Origin of the sequence: Natronobacterium haloterrestre (genome assembly GCF_900112205.1) — an archaeon.
Classification (GTDB): domain Archaea; phylum Halobacteriota; class Halobacteria; order Halobacteriales; family Natrialbaceae; genus Natronobacterium; species Natronobacterium haloterrestre.
Genome location: NZ_FOKW01000003.1, coordinates 481,972 through 499,777, shown reverse-complemented (window position 1 = coordinate 499,777; position 17,806 = coordinate 481,972). Strand labels below are relative to the sequence as shown.

The window sequence follows — 17,806 nt, the reverse complement described above, 5'->3', positions numbered from 1 at the left end:
ACTCGAGGACTGAAAGCGTGCGGGGCATCAGTGTTGGCGTCGGCGTACCATCGGTGCCGACGGGTTCCGAGACGGCGCGGGGCCTCGCTCGTTTTTCGGTCCAGGGTATTCCGTCAGTCGCGGTCGGGTCGCCCGTTGCGGCCGAGTCGACCGTCGAGGTACCCGCGGATCCCGCCGACCGCGCTTTCGATCGTGTAGTTGCGGGCGACGTAGACGCTCGCGGCCGCCAGCGCCGTCCCGGCGACGACGTCGAGGAACCAGTGGATCCCCAGATACATCGTCGAGACGACGACGCTAATGGCGAGCACGCCCGAGATGGGCACCCAGAGCGGATACTTCTCCCGGGTCTGCCAGGCGATGAAGAAGACGGTCATCGACAGCGACGAGTGCAGCGAGGGGAACACGTTGGTGTTCTGGTTCACCTGGTTCGTGAGCGTCCGCGACTGCGGGAACGCGTCGTACAGCAGCCCCTCGAACAGCGTCGGCTCGAGGTTGCGCGGCCCCATCGAGAGGAAGAGGACGTAACAGACGAGGCCGACGCCGTAGTTCACCGCGAACGCGACGATCAGCGTCGATAGCTCCTCCATCTCCTCGAGCGCGAAGTACGCGATAAACGGGAACAACAGCAGGAACGCGTAGCCGTAGATGTAGACGAACACGAAGTAGGCCGTCACTTCCGGGGTCTGGAACGACTGGAGGGCGGCCACCGGATACTCGGGGAAGACTAACCGTTCGAATTCGAAGAGATACGAGGTAACCGGTGTGCCGACCACCTCCCGTTCGAGACGCACGACGACGTCGACGGTCGCCCATCGGAGAAGTAACACGACCGCGAGCGCGGCAAGCGGCAACAGACAGGCCCTGAGTCGCCATCGAAAGTCGCTCAGGGCCGTCGCTACCGGTCGCGGCCCGACGACGACCAGGGTCGCGACCGCGAGCATCGTCGCGACGACCAGGGCGAGTTCGAGGACGACGGCGGCGAGCGTCATTCGTCTCGTCTCGAGGTAAGATCCATGACCCATTAATAGAACGTGGTTGGTATCGCCGATGAACGACTTCGAGGTGGGCCACGCGTTGCGGACGAATCGGAGGACGGAACGGCCTCGAGGCGGCGAATCCGTTTACTCGAGCAACTCCCCGTCGGCATAGCGGTAGCCGGCGTCCCGGAACAGCGACCGCACGAGTTCGACGTCGATCTCGCCGTCGGTGCCGGGGAAGTCGGTGATCTTGATGCCGTCTGCCTCGTCCTCGTTTTCGTCTCCGTCTTCGTTTTCGTCCTCGTCTTCGTTTGCGTCCTGACTTTGATCACCTGTTCCCTCACCGGACCGACCGTTCGGCCCGAACTCGTCGTCGGAGAGACCGACGAGCGACCCCAGCGAGGTCGCCGGCTCCGCGAACCCATTGAACAGATCGAGCGCAATGTGTTCCCGGTCGACGAGTCGAGAGACGATCTGCCGGAACCGAGGGTTACCCAGTTCCGGATGATGATGGTTGTACCCGATCATGTAGAACGAATCGGCCTGCCCCGTAACCGTCGACACGTCCTCGGCATCGGTGAACCGGCCGATATCTTCGGGTGGAATGCCGTCGCCTGTCACGTCGATCTCGCCGTCGAGCAGCGAGTCCATCATCGTCCCGACGTTCGGGTCGATCCGGAAGCTGATCCCGGAATACTGTGAGAATCCCTCGAGGAACTCGGGCCGGTCGTCGGGCTCTCTGAATACGTGGTCTTCGACCGGCTCGAGTTCGATCCTGTCGATCGTGATGTCGGTGATTTCGAAGGGGCCGGAGCCGACCGGCTCCTCGTTGTCCGTCGTCAGTGCCTCGGTGCGTTGATCGGCGACGAGTTCCGTCCGGTCGCGCCAGACGTGTGCGGGCAGTATCGGGATCGAAAACGCGGTGGTCGCAACGGGTCGCGACGTCTCACCGAAGGAAAACCGGACGGTGCGATCGTCGAGCCTGTCGACCGTCTCGACGACCGTCCCCTGGCTCCGGTATCGCGGTGCCGGCACCCCGCCGTCGACCGCGCCCATGGAGGTGTCCGCCAGGAACCGGTAGGTGAAGACGACGTCGTCGGCCTCGAGGGGCTCCCCGTCGTGCCACTCCAGGCCCTCGCGGAGCGTAACGTCGGCCCGAAGTCGCGGCTCCGATCCGGTGCCACGCTCGTCCCAGGAAACCTCCTCCGCGAGCCACGGGACCCGTTCCGTTTCCGTTTCCGTTTCCGTTTCCGTCCCGGAGTCGGACCAGTTCGGCTGTGACCCGGCTCCCGTATCGTCGCCGTTCTCGTCGTCTACTCGAGTTTCCTCGCGCGACGGGCCCGTCTCGACTCGGCGAACCAGCGGTTCGTACAGCAGTCCCAGCAGGCCATCGATTCGGTTCCGGTCGACGACGAGCGGATTCAGGCGCTGACCGAGCCGATCGCCGTAGACCCCGACCTCGAGCGGCCCGTCCCGGGGCCCGTCGGCCGGTTCGCGACAGAGGAGATCGAAGTAATCCCCCGGACAGGAGAGCGTCCGCCTGGCGTCGATCCCCGCGCGGTGCCCGGCGATCTCGATCGGGAAACCGATGGTCGTGTACGGCACGGTGTCGCCGAGGTACTCGAGCAACTCGGCGATCGTCTCCCGGCGTTGCTCTCCAGTCTCGCGGCGCTGTCGGTCGAGGTAGTCGTCCGCGAGCACGTCCGAGAAGTGAAAGGGGTTTTGCCACCCCTGTTCGTTGACGAACTCGGAGTGTAACAGTCCCCGCAGCGCGTCGTACTCCTCGATCCCCGGATGCCGGGCGACGAAAACATCGTACTCCTCGTCGAGGAGGACGTCCCGGTAGAGGTCGGCCTCCGGAACCGGTTCGTGGGTGACGCCGATCCCGGCGTCGCGAAGGTTCTCGCGGAACTGGCTTACGATCTTGGCCGCCGCGAGGTCGTCGTCCGCGGGCACCGTCTTGATCGTCAGTTCGATCTGCTCGGAACCGGCGGTGCCCGCCCGTGACCAGAGCCGTTCCGAACAGCCCGCGAGTGCCGTGGCGATTGCACTCCCCGCCCCTGCGAGTGCCCCTCGTCGCGTCGCCGACGGCGCGCCTTCGTCCATATCATAGCAGGTACATCTCCACGATGTATAGGACTTACTCTCTGAACGACACCTCGAGGCTCGAGGCCGAGCGGGACGAGCATTTCCCATCGCAGACGGACGGTGAGCGGCGGGAGTGCGAGCATTTCCCATCGCAGACGGATGGCGAGCGGCGGGACCGCGAGAACGGTCGGGAACCCGGAAGTGTCGGATCGCCGCATCGCCCACGAGAGGACGATCGACCGACTGTGCAGACAGGTACGAACGAGTGACTGTTTTGAATTTCTGAGTATCAGTAATCGATGACTATACTGATTTCACGACGATACTCTCGCGACGAACGTCTTTCCTTCAGTTATACGAGCAGCATAACAATAGCCGTATTCGGATACCATCGGAGCGTGGCATCCGTTCCCACCTCGAGACGCGGCCGATCGCTCGCCGACGGGATTCGAGCGCGTACGCGACGCCGACTGCAGCCGACGAGGGACTCGCCGATCTGTCGCGTCGGGTTCGGGAACGACCACGAGAGACAACCATGAAACTCGCACTCATCGGCTTCGGACAGGCAGGCGGGAAGGTCGTCGACGAGTTCCTGGCGTACGACGAGGCGATCGGCGGCGGATTCATCAACTCCGCGATCGCCGTCAACTCCGCGACGACGGACCTCAAGGGACTCGAGAACGTGCCGAAAGAGAACCGCGTCCTCATCGGACAGGCCCGTGTCAAGGGCCACGGCGTCGGCGCCGACAACGAACTCGGCGCGACCGTCACCGAGGAGGACATCGACGAGATCCAGGGAGCGATCGACCGGATCCCGGTCCACGAGATCGACGCGTTCCTGATCGTCGCCGGAATGGGCGGCGGGACGGGATCGGGCGGCGCACCCGTCCTCGCGAAACACCTCAAGCGGATCTACAACGAACCGGTCTACGGGCTGGGTATCCTCCCCGCCACGGACGAGGGGGGGATCTACACGCTCAACGCCGCGCGTTCGTTCCAGACGTTCGTCCGCGAGGTCGACAACCTCCTGGTCTTCGACAACGACGTCTGGCGCAGCGCCGGCGAGTCCGTCCAGGACGGCTACGATCGGATCAACCGCGAGATCGTCGAACGGTTCGGACTGCTGTTCGCGGCCGGCGAAGTCGACGACGACGACGACGTCGCCGAGAGCGTCGTCGACTCCTCGGAGATCATCAACACCCTCGAGGAGGGCGTCTCGACGATCGGCTACGCCCGCGAGGAGGTCGATACGTCGGGCGGACTGCTCTCGTCGTTCCGCGGTGAGGAAGAGTTCGACGAGGGGCAGGCGACGAACCGGATGACGAGTCTCGTCCGCAAGGCGACGCTCGGCCGGCTCACGCTCCCCTGCGACGTCTCGAGTGCCGACCGCGGGCTGGTCGTCGCGACCGGCCCCGCGGAGCATTTGAACCGCAAGGGCGTCGAACGCGGCCGCCAGTGGCTCGAGGACGAGACCGGGAGCATGGAGATCCGCGGCGGCGATTACCCGCTGTCGGACCGCGACGAGGTCGGCGCCATCGTGCTCCTGTCTGGCGTGACCGACGTGCCGCGGGTCGACCAGCTCCAGGAGGTCGCCATCGAGGCCCAGGAGACGACCGAATCGGTGCGCGCGAACGCCCAGGACGAGTTCGCCTCGCTGATGGACACCGGCGGGGAACTCGACGCGCTGTTCTGATCGCCGCGTTCGACGGACGGTTTCGACCCGTCGTTTCGATCGGTCCGTTCTCCTGGTCTCCCGTCCTCGAGGGTCACGAACGGAGGGAACTTTAAGAGAGTTGACTGTGTCCGTACGAGCAGGACGGCGGACACCACCATGACAGACACAGACAGAAGCCTTCACCTCCCGGTCGCTGCACAGCCGAGCGTCGATACCATCGTCGACTACGCCCGACGCGGAGAAGAACGCGGCTACGAGTACGCCTGGCTCCCCGAAACGTGGGGCCGGGACGCCCCGACAGTGCTCACGAACATCGCGCGCGAGACCGAGACGATCGGCCTCGGGCCGAGCATCGTCAACGTCTACTCCCGGTCGCCGACCCTGCTCGGCCAGACCGCGACGACCCTCCAGGAGGTCGCCGACGGCCGCCTCCGGATGGGGATCGCCCCCAGCGGCCCCGCCGTCATCGAGGGCTGGCACGGCGTCGACTTCGACCGCCCGCTGCGACGCACCCGCGAGTACCTCGAGATCATGCGCGCGGTCATGTCCGGGGAGACTGTCAACTACGACGGCCAGATCTTCTCGCTGTCGGGCTTCCGACTGCGCTGTGATCCGCCCGAAGACCCCGTGCCGATCGACGCCGCCGGCATGGGCCCCAAGTCGGTCGAACTCGCCGGCCGGTTCGCCGACGGCTGGCACGCGACCGTTTTCACGTCCGACGGCCTCGAGGATCGACTCGAGGACCTCCGCCGCGGCGCCGACCTGGGCGACCGCGATCCCGACGACGTCCGCGTCACGCTCTCGCTGACGGCCTGCGCGCTCGAGGACGGCGAGCGCGCCCGCGAACTGGCGCGCGAGCACCTGGCGTTCTACGTCGGTGCGATGGGCACGTACTACCGGGAATCGCTCTCCCGACAGGGGTACGAGGACGAGGCCAACGAGATCGCTGCTGCCTGGGCGAGCGGCGACAAAGAGGGTGCCCTCGAGGCGATCCCGGAGGCGTTGCTCGACGCGATCGGGGCCGCCGGAACCCCCGAACGAGCCCGGGAGGAACTCCGGAAGTTCGAGGAGATCGACGGCCTCGACGATATCGCGATCGGCTTCCCCCGCGGAGCGACCCCCGAAGAGATCGAGGACACGATCGACGCCCTCGCGCCCGCGGCGGAGCACTGACCTGCGCCGTCACCGGTACTCGCTCGTTCGACCGGCAACGACTCCGGTCTGTGACACAGCAGAGCCTCGCGAGCCGATTTCTTCGGACATCGACCGTCGGAATGAGCCCTCGCGAACTAAACGAATTCCTGAAAGTTTCGTTAGCGAGAGAATAACGAACTATGATATCGGCTTCGAGTACTCCATGGCCAGCCAGAACCGTTCGGGGCGTACCACGGGGTCGACGATGCGAGAGGCAGTCAAATCGGTTCTCTTCCGCGGCGATGAGGCGACGACGATCGAAGAGTGCCGGCGCTGTGGAAAGACGATCGACGGGGCAGAGGGGGACTGTCCGGCTTGCGGCTGTGCCGATTTCGTCGAGTATCGAATTCAGTAGCGTCGATCCGGCTTTTCCGTCCGGGATCTCACTCGCGGCCAGCCGTTACTCCCCGACGGGAAGCGGACCCGTCTCGATCCCGTCACGTCGTCCGTCGAGTACGCCGAACCGCTCCTCCCGCCGCGACTCGAGCCAGTAGAGGAGCCGCTCGGCCCACTCGAGTTTGCGGGCCTTGATCGGGCTCACGTCGGGGTCGTCGAAGTCCCAGCCGACGAAGACGAGGTCGGCCGCCCCGAGCCAGTCGGCCAGAAACGCCGCGCGATCGCCGTCGGTAAACCCGCCTGGGTTTACGACGTGATCGGCCGGAGCCGCCTGCGTGGTCGGGAGGACGAACGCGTCCACGCAGTCGGGGACCACCGACCGGAGCGCGGGGACGTTATCCCCGTGGGCGTGGACCGCGACCGGTACTCCCTCCCGAGTCAGCCGACGGACGGTCTCCGGGTTCTTGTCGAGGTCCGTGATCAGACAGTCGACCTCGAGCCCCCGGTCCCGAAGCACGTCCGCGGCCGTCGACGCCGCGAACACGACGTCTGCGTTTTCCGCGCGCTCGAGTTCGGCGTCACCCGTCAGTGAGGGGCCGGCCCCGGCGACGGCGACCCTCGCGCCGTCGACCGCCGACAATCGATCGACGTCGAAGGGGTCGGTGAGCGACGCGAGGAGGTCACGCGCCCGCTCATCCTCGGCGCGGTCGAAGCCGAAATCCTGCAGTATCGCCTCGTAAACGGGGTCCCAGTCGTCGAACTCCATACTCGTTCTCGGTCGGCGCTGCGCGCTCGAGACACTCGGCTCTACCGGTCGTGACCTGCATAGTCCGCGATGCCATCCCCTCTGCGTCGCTACTGGTCGGCGTAATGCCACAATAATTCCGTGTTGTGGGCCGGGGGTCGCCTCCGAAGTACCCCTACCCGGGAGGCCGCCCGGCGTCCACTCCCTCATTTCGAAGCATCCGGCATAAGCTTTCTCTTACTGTAGTATATTCTCTATTTCTACCGACAACGATCACATTCCCCTGTTCGACCCGTTGAAACGACCGAACTGGGAACGAGGTTCCCGCGGTTCCCCGCTCGGTAATATCGTATTACGACGTAACTTGGAGCCCCCCCTGCAGCCGGACGGGTCAGTGTCCGATCGTGTTCGGTCGGACGGGGATGGGCCTCGACTCGAGCACACGAGTCGTGTGAGGAGAACGAAAAGAATTGGTGTCGGCGCGAGCCCGGTCCGTCGTTCGGGTGGAGCTACTCGTCGTCTTCGAGGACCGCCAGTCGTGCGTCCCGCAGGAGGACCTTCTTGACGATCGACGGGTTCTCGAGCAGGCGGTGTTTCGCGTGAGCACCGCGTCCGCGTCCCCGGCCCTCGCGTTCGGACTGGATCACGTTGAGGAAGTTCTGTTCCTGGAGGATCTCCTGGACCCGTCGCTCCGAGAGCACGTCGAAGTCGAGCTGGCGAGCGATCTCCTTGTACTGGTTGTAGATGATCTTCGTGGGGAACTCCTTCTCCGAACTGTTCTCGGTGAGGATCGTCAGGGCGTAGAGGATCGCCTTCGCCTGCTGTGGCGAGCCCTCGATCAACTCGTTGAACCGGTCGGCTTCGGTCTTCTCCTTGGCGTCCCGGACGTGATCGGCAGTGACGCGGCTGTCGTTTTGCTTCTTCGCGATCCGGCCGGCGTTCCGGAGGATATCGATCGCCTTGCGGGCGTCCCCGTGTTCCTGGGCCGCGAGCGCGGCCGTCAGCGGGATCACGTCGTCCGAGAGGACGCCGTCGTGGAACGCGTCGCGTCGCTTCTCGAGGATCTCGACGAGCTGGTTCGCGTCGTACGGCGGGAAGACGAGTTCGTCCCGGGAGAGGCTGGACTTGACCCGTTCCGAGAGGTGATCCGGGAAGTCGATCTTGTTCGAGATGCCGATGATCCCGATGCTCGAGTCCGAGATCCGCCGGTTCTCGCCCGCCCGGGAGAGCTTCCGAAGAACCTCGTCGTCCTCGAGCATGTCGATCTCGTCCAAGATGACGATAGTCACGTCCGTACAGCGGTCGACGGCCTGCCAGAGCCGTTTGTAATAGTCGCCCGTCCCGAGCCCCCGGTCGGGAATCGTGACGCCGCTGTCGTCCGGTTCGTTGACGATCTGGGCGATCGTCTTGATGATCGACGCCTCGGTGTTTTGCTCCCCGCAGTCGATGAAGGCGTACTTCACCGTGACACCGTCGTGCTGGGCCTCCGAGATCACCCGCTGGGTGACCGACCGCGAGATGAGCGACTTGCCGGTACCGGTCTTACCGAAGATGAACAGGTGGTTCGGCTCGCTCCCGAAAATAGCCGGATTCAGGGCGTCCGCGACCCGTTGCATCTGCTCGTCACGCCCGACGATCCGGTCCGGACCGGGCAGGTGCGTGATCTCGAGCAGCCGCTCGTCGGCGAAGACCGGATCGTCGTACCGAAAGAGTGGATCACGATCGTCGTTCGCGGACATTGCAGTACCGGGTGCCTACCAACTGGACTGAAATAAAGCTATGGAGATCGATCGCGGATGTAAAAGCGAAGCCTGAGAACCTGTCGAGGGTCTATTCGTCCCGAGCGGTTGAATTTCATCCGACTGCCTTCCTCGCGCTTCTAATCGATCGAGGGGTACCGTCGGTTCGATTCGTCGGCGCGATCGATAATCGGCGACGGGGGCCGACACCCCCCTCGCGTATGTAACGGACGAAATCGGGATCGACGGGGCCGGGGAAACGAGATCCGGTTCGAAGAACTGACCGAAATCGCGTCTCGGAATAGAATCCAGGCTCGTTCGACCACAAAACTAGGTCCCTCGATCGAACGAGGGGTCTCGAACCGGCCGTTTGGCACACACACCACCGTCGCGGATGTAACGTTGACTAGGTGGGGGTGGGTCGAAGAAAACTGGCGATATTTCTATTTTCGCTCGATCACACCCGATATTTTACATCCGCGACGGTGGTGTGTTCCCGAACGGAACTCCCCCACACCCAATAGCGGTTACAAACGCGAGGGAGGTGTGTGCCCCATCCACGGGACCCAGGACAGCGAACCCACGGTCTCGAGAGGCCATAGTTCGTCTCTTCCTCCCGAGTCCTCCCTTTTTCACCCTTCTTCCTTCTTTCACGATTTCCACTATCGGTAACACCGATCTCTACAGAGATACAGCGAGAGTGCCTCGGGGTCGTACGGAAGACTTGTCTTCCGTGATGACGAGACGCGAAGCGTCTCGAACCACTTGACCCCGAGGGTGAATCGCGTAAGCTATATGACGCATTCCACCGTATTAACGAGTACAGTTGCGACGTGGATTAAAGACCGTAATCCGAAGCAACTGCGCGCAGTTGCGAGGAATGCGACACCTCTCAAAACCCGCGTCCTTGACGTGGTGCGACGGGTGTTGTCGGGTCGTGGTGGAGCGACCGACCCTCACGGACACAGCGAGTGTTCGGGTGTTAATTCCAGCCGACTTCGAGAGAAGAAGGTCGAGGGGAATTAAATTCGCCTGCGCCTATCCGTCCGTTTCTGGACGACATGGGCAAAACGGTGAAGCCTCGGGGCTTGTCCCCGAGGTACTTCACACTTCTCCCCACTCTCCACACTTCTGCTACTCTTCTCGCTTAACTAGTCTCTCTAGAGAGTATCTAGAAGCTAGAAACTAGATGATGAGATGAAGAGAAAGAAGAGAGGACAGGGACGACCGACAACGGTCACGTCGTCCCTCCACCACGAACGTCTTGACCTTCTTCGGTCTCCAACGCCTCGAATCCGGTCGCTTCGAGTCCGTCTCGAGCCGTCCTCGAAACCGAAACCCGTAACCTCGCGCTCCCGCCTGACTCTAGCAATGACCGACCCGTCGTCACCGACGGACGACTCGAGCGCGCCGTCCGATCCGACCCGTCGAACGCCGCCGTCCGTCGCCGTCGTCGACGCACAGTCACCCGGCAACGTCGGAACCATCGCCCGGGCAATGAAGAACTTCGGCTTCGAGGATCTCCTGCTGATCGATCCGCCGGAACTGGACCCCGACGGCGAGGCGTACGGGTTCGCCGGTCACGCTCGAGAAGACGTTCTCCCGAACGCGACGGAGATCACCTTCGACGAACTGGTCTCGAACTACCACACGATCGGCTGTACGGCCGTCACCAACGAGGACGACCGGAGCCACGTCCGGTTCCCGTTCTCGACCCCCGCCGACCTCGCCGGCCGACTGCCGACCGTGGAGGCACCCACCGCCCTCGTCTTCGGGCGCGAACGCGTCGGACTCACGAACGAGGAACTGGCCGAAATCGACGAGATCTGTTCGATCCCGGCCAGCGAGGAGTATCCCGTGCTCAACCTCGGCCAGGCGGCGACGGTGACTCTCTACGAACTGCGGACGCTGACCCTCACGGAGGACGAGACGCAACTGCCGGACCTCGAGCGCGTTCGCGCGCCCGAGGAGACGGTCGAACGCCTGTACGACCAGTGGGGCGATCTCCTCGAGGAGATCAACCATCCGGAGGAGAAACGCGAGAAGACGATGCGGATGCTCCGCAGAATCCACGGCCGGGCGGATCTCACCGCGCGCGAGGCGAACACCCTCCTCGGGCTGTTGCGCCGCGCGACGGAACGTCCCGAACGGTAGCGTCGACTCAGGACTCGAGAACGAGGCGATCGTCGGTCGCCGAAATTCGGAGGTCGAACACCTCCGAGAGCAGGTTGATCGTCGGTCCGGACTTGGTCTCCGGATCGCAGTAGAAATGTGAGAACGCGTCGGCGCTGTCGACTCGCGAGGTAAGCAGGTGGAGGAACTTGAACAGCGTCTCCAGTTTGCTCTTGACGAGCAGTTCGGAAAGGATCTCGAACGACAGCGAGATGGTCGTTTCCGGCGAGTTGTGCTCGGCGATGACCCGCGAAATAGTCTCCCCGATCCCGTCCAGTCCGATCCCCGGATCCAGTTGAACGATCTCGAGGGGCACGTCGCGAAGGTCGAGGTCGTCGGCCGAGGACAGCGGTTGCCGTTTCGTCGTCAGCACGATCGTTCGGTCGGGCCACGACGACTGGTGGGCCTCGAGCAGGCGAAGGCGATCCGCGACGGCCGTCGTCACGAGGATCGCGACGTCGTAGGGGGCGAAGAAGTGGACCCTGGCGTTGTTGGCACCCGTGCTGTCCGGCGATGCGAGGACCAGGGCGTTCCCGGTGCCATCGACCTCGCTGGCGACGTGTGTTCCCGACTGTACGCGTCCCTCGACGTGCTCGTAGAGATGGCGCTTGAACGCCCCGACGGCCTCGTCCTTGTCGTGTTTCAGGGTGGCCGCCCCGCACCGCGGACAGTTCCAGCCGATCTGGTACCCCTCCCTGTAGAGCGACCGACGGTTGTGCTCGAGCAGGTGCGAACTCACCGCGTCGCGGGTCGTCCCCTCCGACGGCGACCAGACCGTAAACTCGCACTGCCGACAGTCCCACCTATAGACCATACATCCTCCCCCGCTCCGTGTCGGCCGTGATTGGGCCGGTATACCGTTGGACAGTACGTATCATGTTTCGGCGAACGTGATGGAGGGGTTCGATTCGGAGACCGCGAAGGCGGGGAGACGAACGGCAGGGCGGAATGCCATCGGGGAGATCATTCGTTCGAATCCGAGTCGTCCCCTGCGTCGGTCGACGAGTCGCTTCCCCGCTCGCGCTTTTTCGCCGTGTAGTCCGACGGATCCGAGACGTACGTGTACTCCACCGAATTCGTGACGGCTTCCCGGGAGGGGCGATTCGCTTCGGCCCGCTTTTTCCGGACGAACTCGGCCCGGGACGTCGCGGCTTCGGAGACGTCGTCGCGGTCGAGGAACTCCCGGAGTCGCTCGAGCAGGCTCGGGTCCTCGAGTTCGACCAGCGTCGAGAGCGCGAACTTCGCGGTGAGTTCGTCCTCGTCGTCGAGCGCGCGGATCAGGTAGTCGACGACCGCGTCGGGATACTCCCGTTCGTTCTCGGCGACGCGACCGAGCAGCCAGGTCGCGTTCCGCCGGATGTAGGCCGGCTGGTTCCCCCGCAGTATCGTCAGGAGTTGCGCCGCGAGATCCGGCGGCGAGGCGTCGAAGATCGCTTCGGCCACCTCGTGTCGAACGTCGTGGCTCCGTTCCGCAGGAGCGTTCGCGAGCAACTCGAGTATCGTCCGCGTCGCCGTCCGGCGGACGAGTTCGGACCCGTCCTCGAGGGCCTCGATCAGTAGCGGCAGCGGCTCCAGCGAGCCGAATCGATCGAGTTCGCCGACGGCGATGACGCGAACGGACTCCGTATCCGAGCGCGCGGCGGGCGCGAGGGCTTCGACGGCCCGTCGCGTCCCGATCGAGGCAAGCGCCGCTGCCGCAGCGCGACGCACCTGATTCTGTGGGTCGTCCAGCCGCGACGCGAGCGCGTCGATAGCACGCGGGTCCCCGATCTTTCCACAGGCTTCGGCCGCTTTCGTTCGAACGCGAACGTCGGCGTCGGCGACGGCGTCGACGAGAGCCGGTACGCCGGTGTCGTCGCCGATGCGACCGACGGCGGCAGCCGCCACCATCCGGAACTCGGGCTGATCGGCCGCGAGCCAGTCGGTGACCCGGTCGACGTCCATCCACTCCGGCGGATCGTCGACCTCGCCCGCGGCGACCTCCTCGATCAGCCGCTCCAGGTAGCCCTCGTCGCGGAGGTACATCGCGTCGATCGCGGCCGCACGTACGTCGTCGCTCTCGTCGGTCTTGGCCGTCCGGAGCAACGCCGTCCCGATCCGTTCCTCGCTCTGTGAATTCGTTCCCGTCCGAAGGCCGCCGAGTAGTTCCGCCGCTCGGTACCGGATGATCGGCTTCTCCGCGTCCGTCAGGTACTCGAGAAGCTTCAGTTCTTCCGAATCGCGTGCCAACTCGTACAGGAACGCCGTATCTCCCTCGCGCATGATCTGAATTTCCCCTGAAGTCCCGGCTACGCTCCGGATTGTCGGCCGAATCGCCGACGGCAATCGACCGCAACCCGAACCGATTGCTGTTCGAGAAATTATCACTCGATTACATAGTTGTTTGGGATCGGTACGTATGACAGTTGGTTGGGTCGGGACGTGTGATAGTCGGTTGGGATCGGGACGTGTAACGCGTATCGTGTAACACGTATTCGCCCCTACGGACGCCATGCCCCACTTCGCGGGGACGCTCGAGACGAACGTGGAGAACGGGGGCGAGGAAGCTACCGGCTCTCGAGCACTCGACCGCGGCGCTCCGATTCGACCGCTGGTGTCTCGTATGCGGCGAACTCGCCGGTTGCCGTCGCGGTGCCGACCCACTCGCACTCGGCACAGGCGTACAGCCCCTGGCCATCGACCAGGGAGCCACCACATTCGGGGCAGGCCCCGTCGTTCGCTGCGGTTTCCACGGTTGGCTCCTCGCCCAGCGGCGTCGGAAGCTCGCCGGTCCGGAGCGTCGCGATGGCCTCGTCGGTCGTGTACGTCTCCTCCCCGTCGGCCTCCGAGTGCGGGAAGACGCCGACGAACTCGTCGTCAGCGTAGACCTCAAGACAGAGCAGTGGCGTGACCAGCAACTCCCGCGTCTCGCCGGTCACCTGCGAGGTGCTGGTCCGTTCCCTGAACGGCGGGCGGATGCTCACCCCGCGGCGATCAGCCCACGACTCGAATCGCTCGTATGCCTCGAGGACCTCCTGGTGCGGGCTCGCCTCCGAGCGCGTGACCTCCTTGGGCCAGCTGCGCAACAGCAGGTCGTCGATCGCTCCCTCGGACTCGCAGGCCCGCAGCGTTTCGATCTGGCTGTCGACGGGCTCGAGTAGCAGGGGTGCGCGGACGTGGGCCACGATCGTACGTGTCGGTGCAGTCATCATTCGTACGGCCCACGTTCCCGCTGATAAATCTTTCTAGGATGTTAAATGATAACAAACAACTATGCCGTCGAGAGAGCGTCTAGTCGGCGGATTCGGGTTCCGACTCGGGCGTTCCGCCGTCGGTTCGCGGCTGCGCTCGCTCGCTCGAGACGGACGGCGTTCGGCCGCCGTGACGCGCCGCGGTCGGCTTCCAGTGGGATCGCAGGAGACGTCGGATCGCCCGCCGCTTGATCAGCACGAACCCGACGAGAATCGTCAGCAAGCCGACGATAGTCAACGAGTCGACGACCGACCCGAGGACGAGCCAGCTGATGACGATCGCGACCGCCGGCTCGGCGTACCCGACCAGGTTGACCTGCGTGGGGCCGCTCCGGTCGAGCAACTCGAAGTAAAGCAGGAACGCGAACACGCCGGAGACGAAGGTGAGATAGACGTAGGAGACGATCGCGGTCGCCGTCAGTTCGATCGCGGCGACCGACTCGCCCCGCAGGAACCCCCAGCCGAGCAACACGGCGGAGCCGAGGATCATCGCCCAGCCCTCGAGGGACTCGATCGGGAGATCCGATTCGATCGGCCGTACGAGGACGCCGCCCAGCGCGAACGCGATCGCCGAGGCGAAGACGAGGGCAGCCCCGACCGTCGCGTCCGCGCCGAGCATCGAGGGCGTCGGCTGCACGACCATGATCACGCCCAGCAGTCCGAGGGCGAACCCGACCAGACCGACGGGCCCAAGCCGTTCGCTCGGCAGTACGACACCGGCGAACGCGACCGTGAGGATCGGGGCCGTACTGACGAGCGTCGCGGCGACGGCGCCCGAAACGTACAGTTCGCCGACGTACAGCAGTCCGTGATAGAGCGCGATGACGAGCGTCCCGGCGACGCCGACGGCGAGCCACTCCCCACGATCGGCGGGCCAGACGTGGTTCGTGGTAAGGACGGCGTATCCCAGGACGATCACGCCAGCCAGGGCGTACCGCAGCCCGGCGAACAGCAGCGGCGGGACGTATTCGAGCCCGATCTCGATCGCGACGAACGACCCTCCCCAGCAGATCGCGAGTATCGAAAACAACACCAATTCGAGGTATTTCTCTGGAACTAATCCGGATATCTTCATACGGAATTCAGAATAGGTGGTTGTACTTAGGTCCTTCTACAACAACCCTGCAAATCTCGGATTGACAATCATACATATGGATGGCATTCAAACACCCTCCATATCGCGGTGGTACGTTGTAGATTTCTCCAATATCATCAGCCGAAGGACACTTGTTCCCCAGTCTCCAGTGTGCGCGTATGGACGAGCGCGACGTGCGACTGTTGAAGGCCATCTCCGAACTCGGAACCGGAAGCCCCGAACAGCTCCACGAGGAAACGGACATCCCGGTCTCGACGATCCATTACCGGCTCTCCAACCTCCGTGAGGAGGGCATCATCACGAACGACCGGTACGACCTCGACCTCGAGAAACTCGGACTGGGCGTGACCGTCATCGTCGAGGTCCACGCCGACTACCAGGGCTCGTACGAGTCGTTCGCGGATCGGCTCCTGACGGTCGAGGGCGTCACGAACGTCTACTTCACGATGGGCGAGACGGATTTCATCGTCGTCGCCCGTCTGAGCAGCAGCGAGACCGTCGAGCGGCTGATCGCCGAGTTCGAGCAACTCGAGGGCGTCGAGCGTACCGACTCGACGTTCGTCATCTCGGCGATCGAGGAACGGGACGCGTTACAGAGCTACGAACTGGAGACGTTGCTCGAGGAACTCGTCGACGACTGAGACGCCGACCGGCGTCGAACGGAAGGTGGGCAGCTCAGGCGCGCTTCTGGATCTCCTCGCGCAGCAACTGACTCACGAGGTCGCCGTCGGCCTTCCCGCGGAGTGCGCCCATGCACTCGCCCATCAGGCCCGAGAAGGCCTGCATCCCCTCTTGCTCGACCTGGGCCTCGTTTCGCTCGACGACCTCGACGACAGCTTCCCGAACCTCTTGCTCGTCCGCACCGCCGAGCCCTTCTTCCTCGGCCGCCTCCGCGGCGGTCCGATCGGGGTCCTCGGCCAGCGCGGTCAGCAGGTCCGGCACGCCCTCGTTGGGAAGCTCGCCGTCCTCGACCAGTTCGAGCACGCCGCGCAGGTGCCCATCCTCGAGGTTCTCTACGGGGACGTCGTCACGACGGAGTTCGGTCAGGGTCGACTCGAGCGTCGACGCGGCCAGTGTGGGGTCGATCCCGTCGGAGACGACGTCCTCGAACAGCGGCATGTGCTTCCCGTAGGCGACCTGTTCGGCCAGTCCTTCGCCGAGGTCGTACTCCGCCTGGTAGCGCTCGACCTTCTCGGTTAGCAGTTCGGGTTCGGGAACGTCACTCGGGTCGGGCTCGACGGGCGGTACGTCCGTCTCGGGGTACATCCGCGCCGCGCCCGGGAGCGGTCGCAGATAGCGGGTCGTCCCGTCGTCGTTCGCGCCCCGAGTCTCCTCGGGAACGCCCTCGAGGGCGGTTGCGGCGCGTTCGGCGACGGCCTCGATCGCCGCCTCGGCCGTGTCGGTGTCGTCGGCGACGATGGCGACGGCGTCCTCCGGCCCCGCGTCGACCGCGTCCCGGAGTACCTCGACCTCCTCCTCGGTGACGCCGTAGGCCGGCAGTTCGTCGGTGTGGAAGATGCCGCCCGCGCCGTGGCGCTTCGCGTGGTCGGAGAACTCCGTGCCGAGACGGCGGTCCGGGGCGATCTCGCGGCCGACGAGGCCGTCGAACCCGTACAGCGGGACGGCCATCACGCTCCCGCCGGAGCCGAGCGCGCCCTTGATGACGCCGCTGTCCGTGTCCTCGAAGACCGCGGTGACGTCTTCGGGCTCGCCGACTTCCGCCTCGCGCCCCGTTAGCTCGTCGGCGATCTCGACGAGTTCGACCTGCCGGGCGACCTCGTTGCGGACGATATCGTCGATGTCGTCCAGGCTCTGGACGCCCTTGATCTCGACGCGAGCGCCCTCCGCGATCGAGACGTTGACGTCCTGGCGGATCGTCCCGAGCCCACGCTTGACCTTGCCCGTCGAGCGGAGCAACATCCCGATCCGCTCGGCGGCCTCGAGCGCCTGTTCCGGCGTCGAGATGTCCGGCTCGGTGCCGATCTCGACCAGCGGGATGCCGAGCCGATCGAGGCTGTAGCGAACCCCGTCGTCGGTCTCTTCGACGCGCTGGGCGCTTTCCTCCTCGAGCATGAGGTCCTCGACGCCGACGGTCCCCTCGCTCGTCTCGATCTCGCCGTCGGTCGCCATCAGCGTCGACCGCTGGAAGCCCGACGTGTTCGAGCCGTCGACGACGATCTTGCGCATGACGTGGGCCTGGTCGACCGGCTCCATGTCCAGTAGCTGGGCGATCTCGAGGACCGTCTCGAGGGCCTCGTCGTCGAGTTCGTGGGGCGGCTCGTCGTCCTCCTCGACGAGACAGGTGGTGTCGTACGCGAGGTACTCGAACTCGCGGTCGACCTTGCTCTCCTCTAAGGCGGCCTCGTCGATCTCGCCCAGTTCGCTCCGTGTGGGGTGGAGATAGCGGGTGAAGGTACGCTCGGCCTCCTCTGGCTCGCGGAGGGCGGTCGGACACTGACAGAACAGCTTCGTCGCCGTATCGAGTTGCTGGTGGATCTCCAGCCCGGCGACGAGTCCGAGCTCGTCGTAGTCGTACTCGGTCTCGCTCATTGCC

At 64.7% G+C, this 17,806-nt stretch carries 13 protein-coding genes; 4 read left to right on the top strand and 9 right to left on the bottom strand.

The features are described 5' to 3' along the window. Positions 1–113: 113 nt before the first annotated feature. Positions 114–989: a phosphatase PAP2 family protein gene (locus BM113_RS08895; RefSeq protein WP_089787167.1), complete on the bottom strand. Its 876-nt coding sequence runs from the start codon at positions 987–989 to the stop codon at positions 114–116. A gap of 132 nt (positions 990–1,121) precedes the next feature. Then, positions 1,122–3,083 carry an ABC transporter substrate-binding protein gene (locus BM113_RS08890; protein ID WP_089787165.1) on the bottom strand — a complete coding sequence of 654 codons (1,962 nt, stop codon included), beginning with the start codon at positions 3,081–3,083 and terminating at the stop codon, positions 1,122–1,124. Between the two features lie 517 nt (positions 3,084–3,600). Between BM113_RS08890 and BM113_RS08885 the strand changes: the two genes are divergently transcribed. Both BM113_RS08885 and BM113_RS08880 read left to right on the top strand, forming a co-directional pair. Then, positions 3,601–4,758: a tubulin/FtsZ family protein gene (locus BM113_RS08885; RefSeq protein WP_089787163.1), complete on the top strand. Its 1,158-nt coding sequence runs from the start codon at positions 3,601–3,603 to the stop codon at positions 4,756–4,758. A 138-nt stretch (positions 4,759–4,896) separates the two neighbouring features. Further along, positions 4,897–5,913 (top strand): TIGR04024 family LLM class F420-dependent oxidoreductase, encoded by a 1,017-nt coding sequence (locus BM113_RS08880; RefSeq protein WP_089787161.1) that lies wholly within the window; start codon positions 4,897–4,899, stop codon positions 5,911–5,913. A gap of 421 nt (positions 5,914–6,334) precedes the next feature. On the opposite strand, the gene BM113_RS08870 is transcribed toward BM113_RS08880, so the two are convergent. Both BM113_RS08870 and BM113_RS08865 read right to left on the bottom strand, forming a co-directional pair. Beyond that, positions 6,335–7,036 carry a 6-hydroxymethylpterin diphosphokinase MptE-like protein gene (locus BM113_RS08870; RefSeq protein ID WP_089787158.1) on the bottom strand — a complete coding sequence of 234 codons (702 nt, stop codon included), beginning with the start codon at positions 7,034–7,036 and terminating at the stop codon, positions 6,335–6,337. Positions 7,037–7,524: 488 nt separating this feature from the next. Next, a complete protein-coding gene (locus tag BM113_RS08865) occupies positions 7,525–8,754 on the bottom strand; it encodes a Cdc6/Cdc18 family protein (RefSeq protein ID WP_089787156.1) in 1,230 nt (409 codons plus the stop codon). Positions 8,755–10,125: 1,371 nt separating this feature from the next. On the opposite strand from BM113_RS08865, the gene BM113_RS08860 reads away from it, so the two are divergent. Next, positions 10,126–10,908 (top strand): RNA methyltransferase, encoded by a 783-nt coding sequence (locus tag BM113_RS08860; protein ID WP_089787154.1) that lies wholly within the window; start codon positions 10,126–10,128, stop codon positions 10,906–10,908. A gap of 7 nt (positions 10,909–10,915) precedes the next feature. Here the strand turns inward: BM113_RS08860 and BM113_RS08855 are convergent, their stop codons facing one another. The 4 genes from BM113_RS08855 to BM113_RS08840 form a co-directional block, all read right to left on the bottom strand. Next, on the bottom strand, positions 10,916–11,740 hold the full coding sequence (locus BM113_RS08855; protein ID WP_089787152.1) for a DUF7504 family protein: 825 nt from the start codon (positions 11,738–11,740) through the stop codon (positions 10,916–10,918). A 149-nt stretch (positions 11,741–11,889) separates the two neighbouring features. Continuing rightward, positions 11,890–13,188: a HEAT repeat domain-containing protein gene (locus BM113_RS08850; RefSeq protein ID WP_089787150.1), complete on the bottom strand. Its 1,299-nt coding sequence runs from the start codon at positions 13,186–13,188 to the stop codon at positions 11,890–11,892. A 284-nt stretch (positions 13,189–13,472) separates the two neighbouring features. Continuing rightward, on the bottom strand, positions 13,473–14,114 hold the full coding sequence (locus BM113_RS08845) for an HTH domain-containing protein (protein WP_089787149.1): 642 nt from the start codon (positions 14,112–14,114) through the stop codon (positions 13,473–13,475). 82 nt (positions 14,115–14,196) lie between these two features. Next, a complete protein-coding gene (locus tag BM113_RS08840; RefSeq protein WP_177209133.1) occupies positions 14,197–15,231 on the bottom strand; it encodes a DMT family transporter in 1,035 nt (344 codons plus the stop codon). A gap of 179 nt (positions 15,232–15,410) precedes the next feature. On the opposite strand from BM113_RS08840, the gene BM113_RS08835 reads away from it, so the two are divergent. Then, positions 15,411–15,893 carry an Lrp/AsnC family transcriptional regulator gene (locus tag BM113_RS08835; protein WP_007143026.1) on the top strand — a complete coding sequence of 161 codons (483 nt, stop codon included), beginning with the start codon at positions 15,411–15,413 and terminating at the stop codon, positions 15,891–15,893. A gap of 34 nt (positions 15,894–15,927) precedes the next feature. Here BM113_RS08835 and gatE read toward each other — a convergent pair whose 3' ends face one another. Next, entirely contained in the window at positions 15,928–17,802 is a 1,875-nt protein-coding gene (gatE, locus tag BM113_RS08830; protein ID WP_089787145.1) for a Glu-tRNA(Gln) amidotransferase subunit GatE, read from the bottom strand. Between the last annotated feature and the right edge of the window lie 4 nt (positions 17,803–17,806).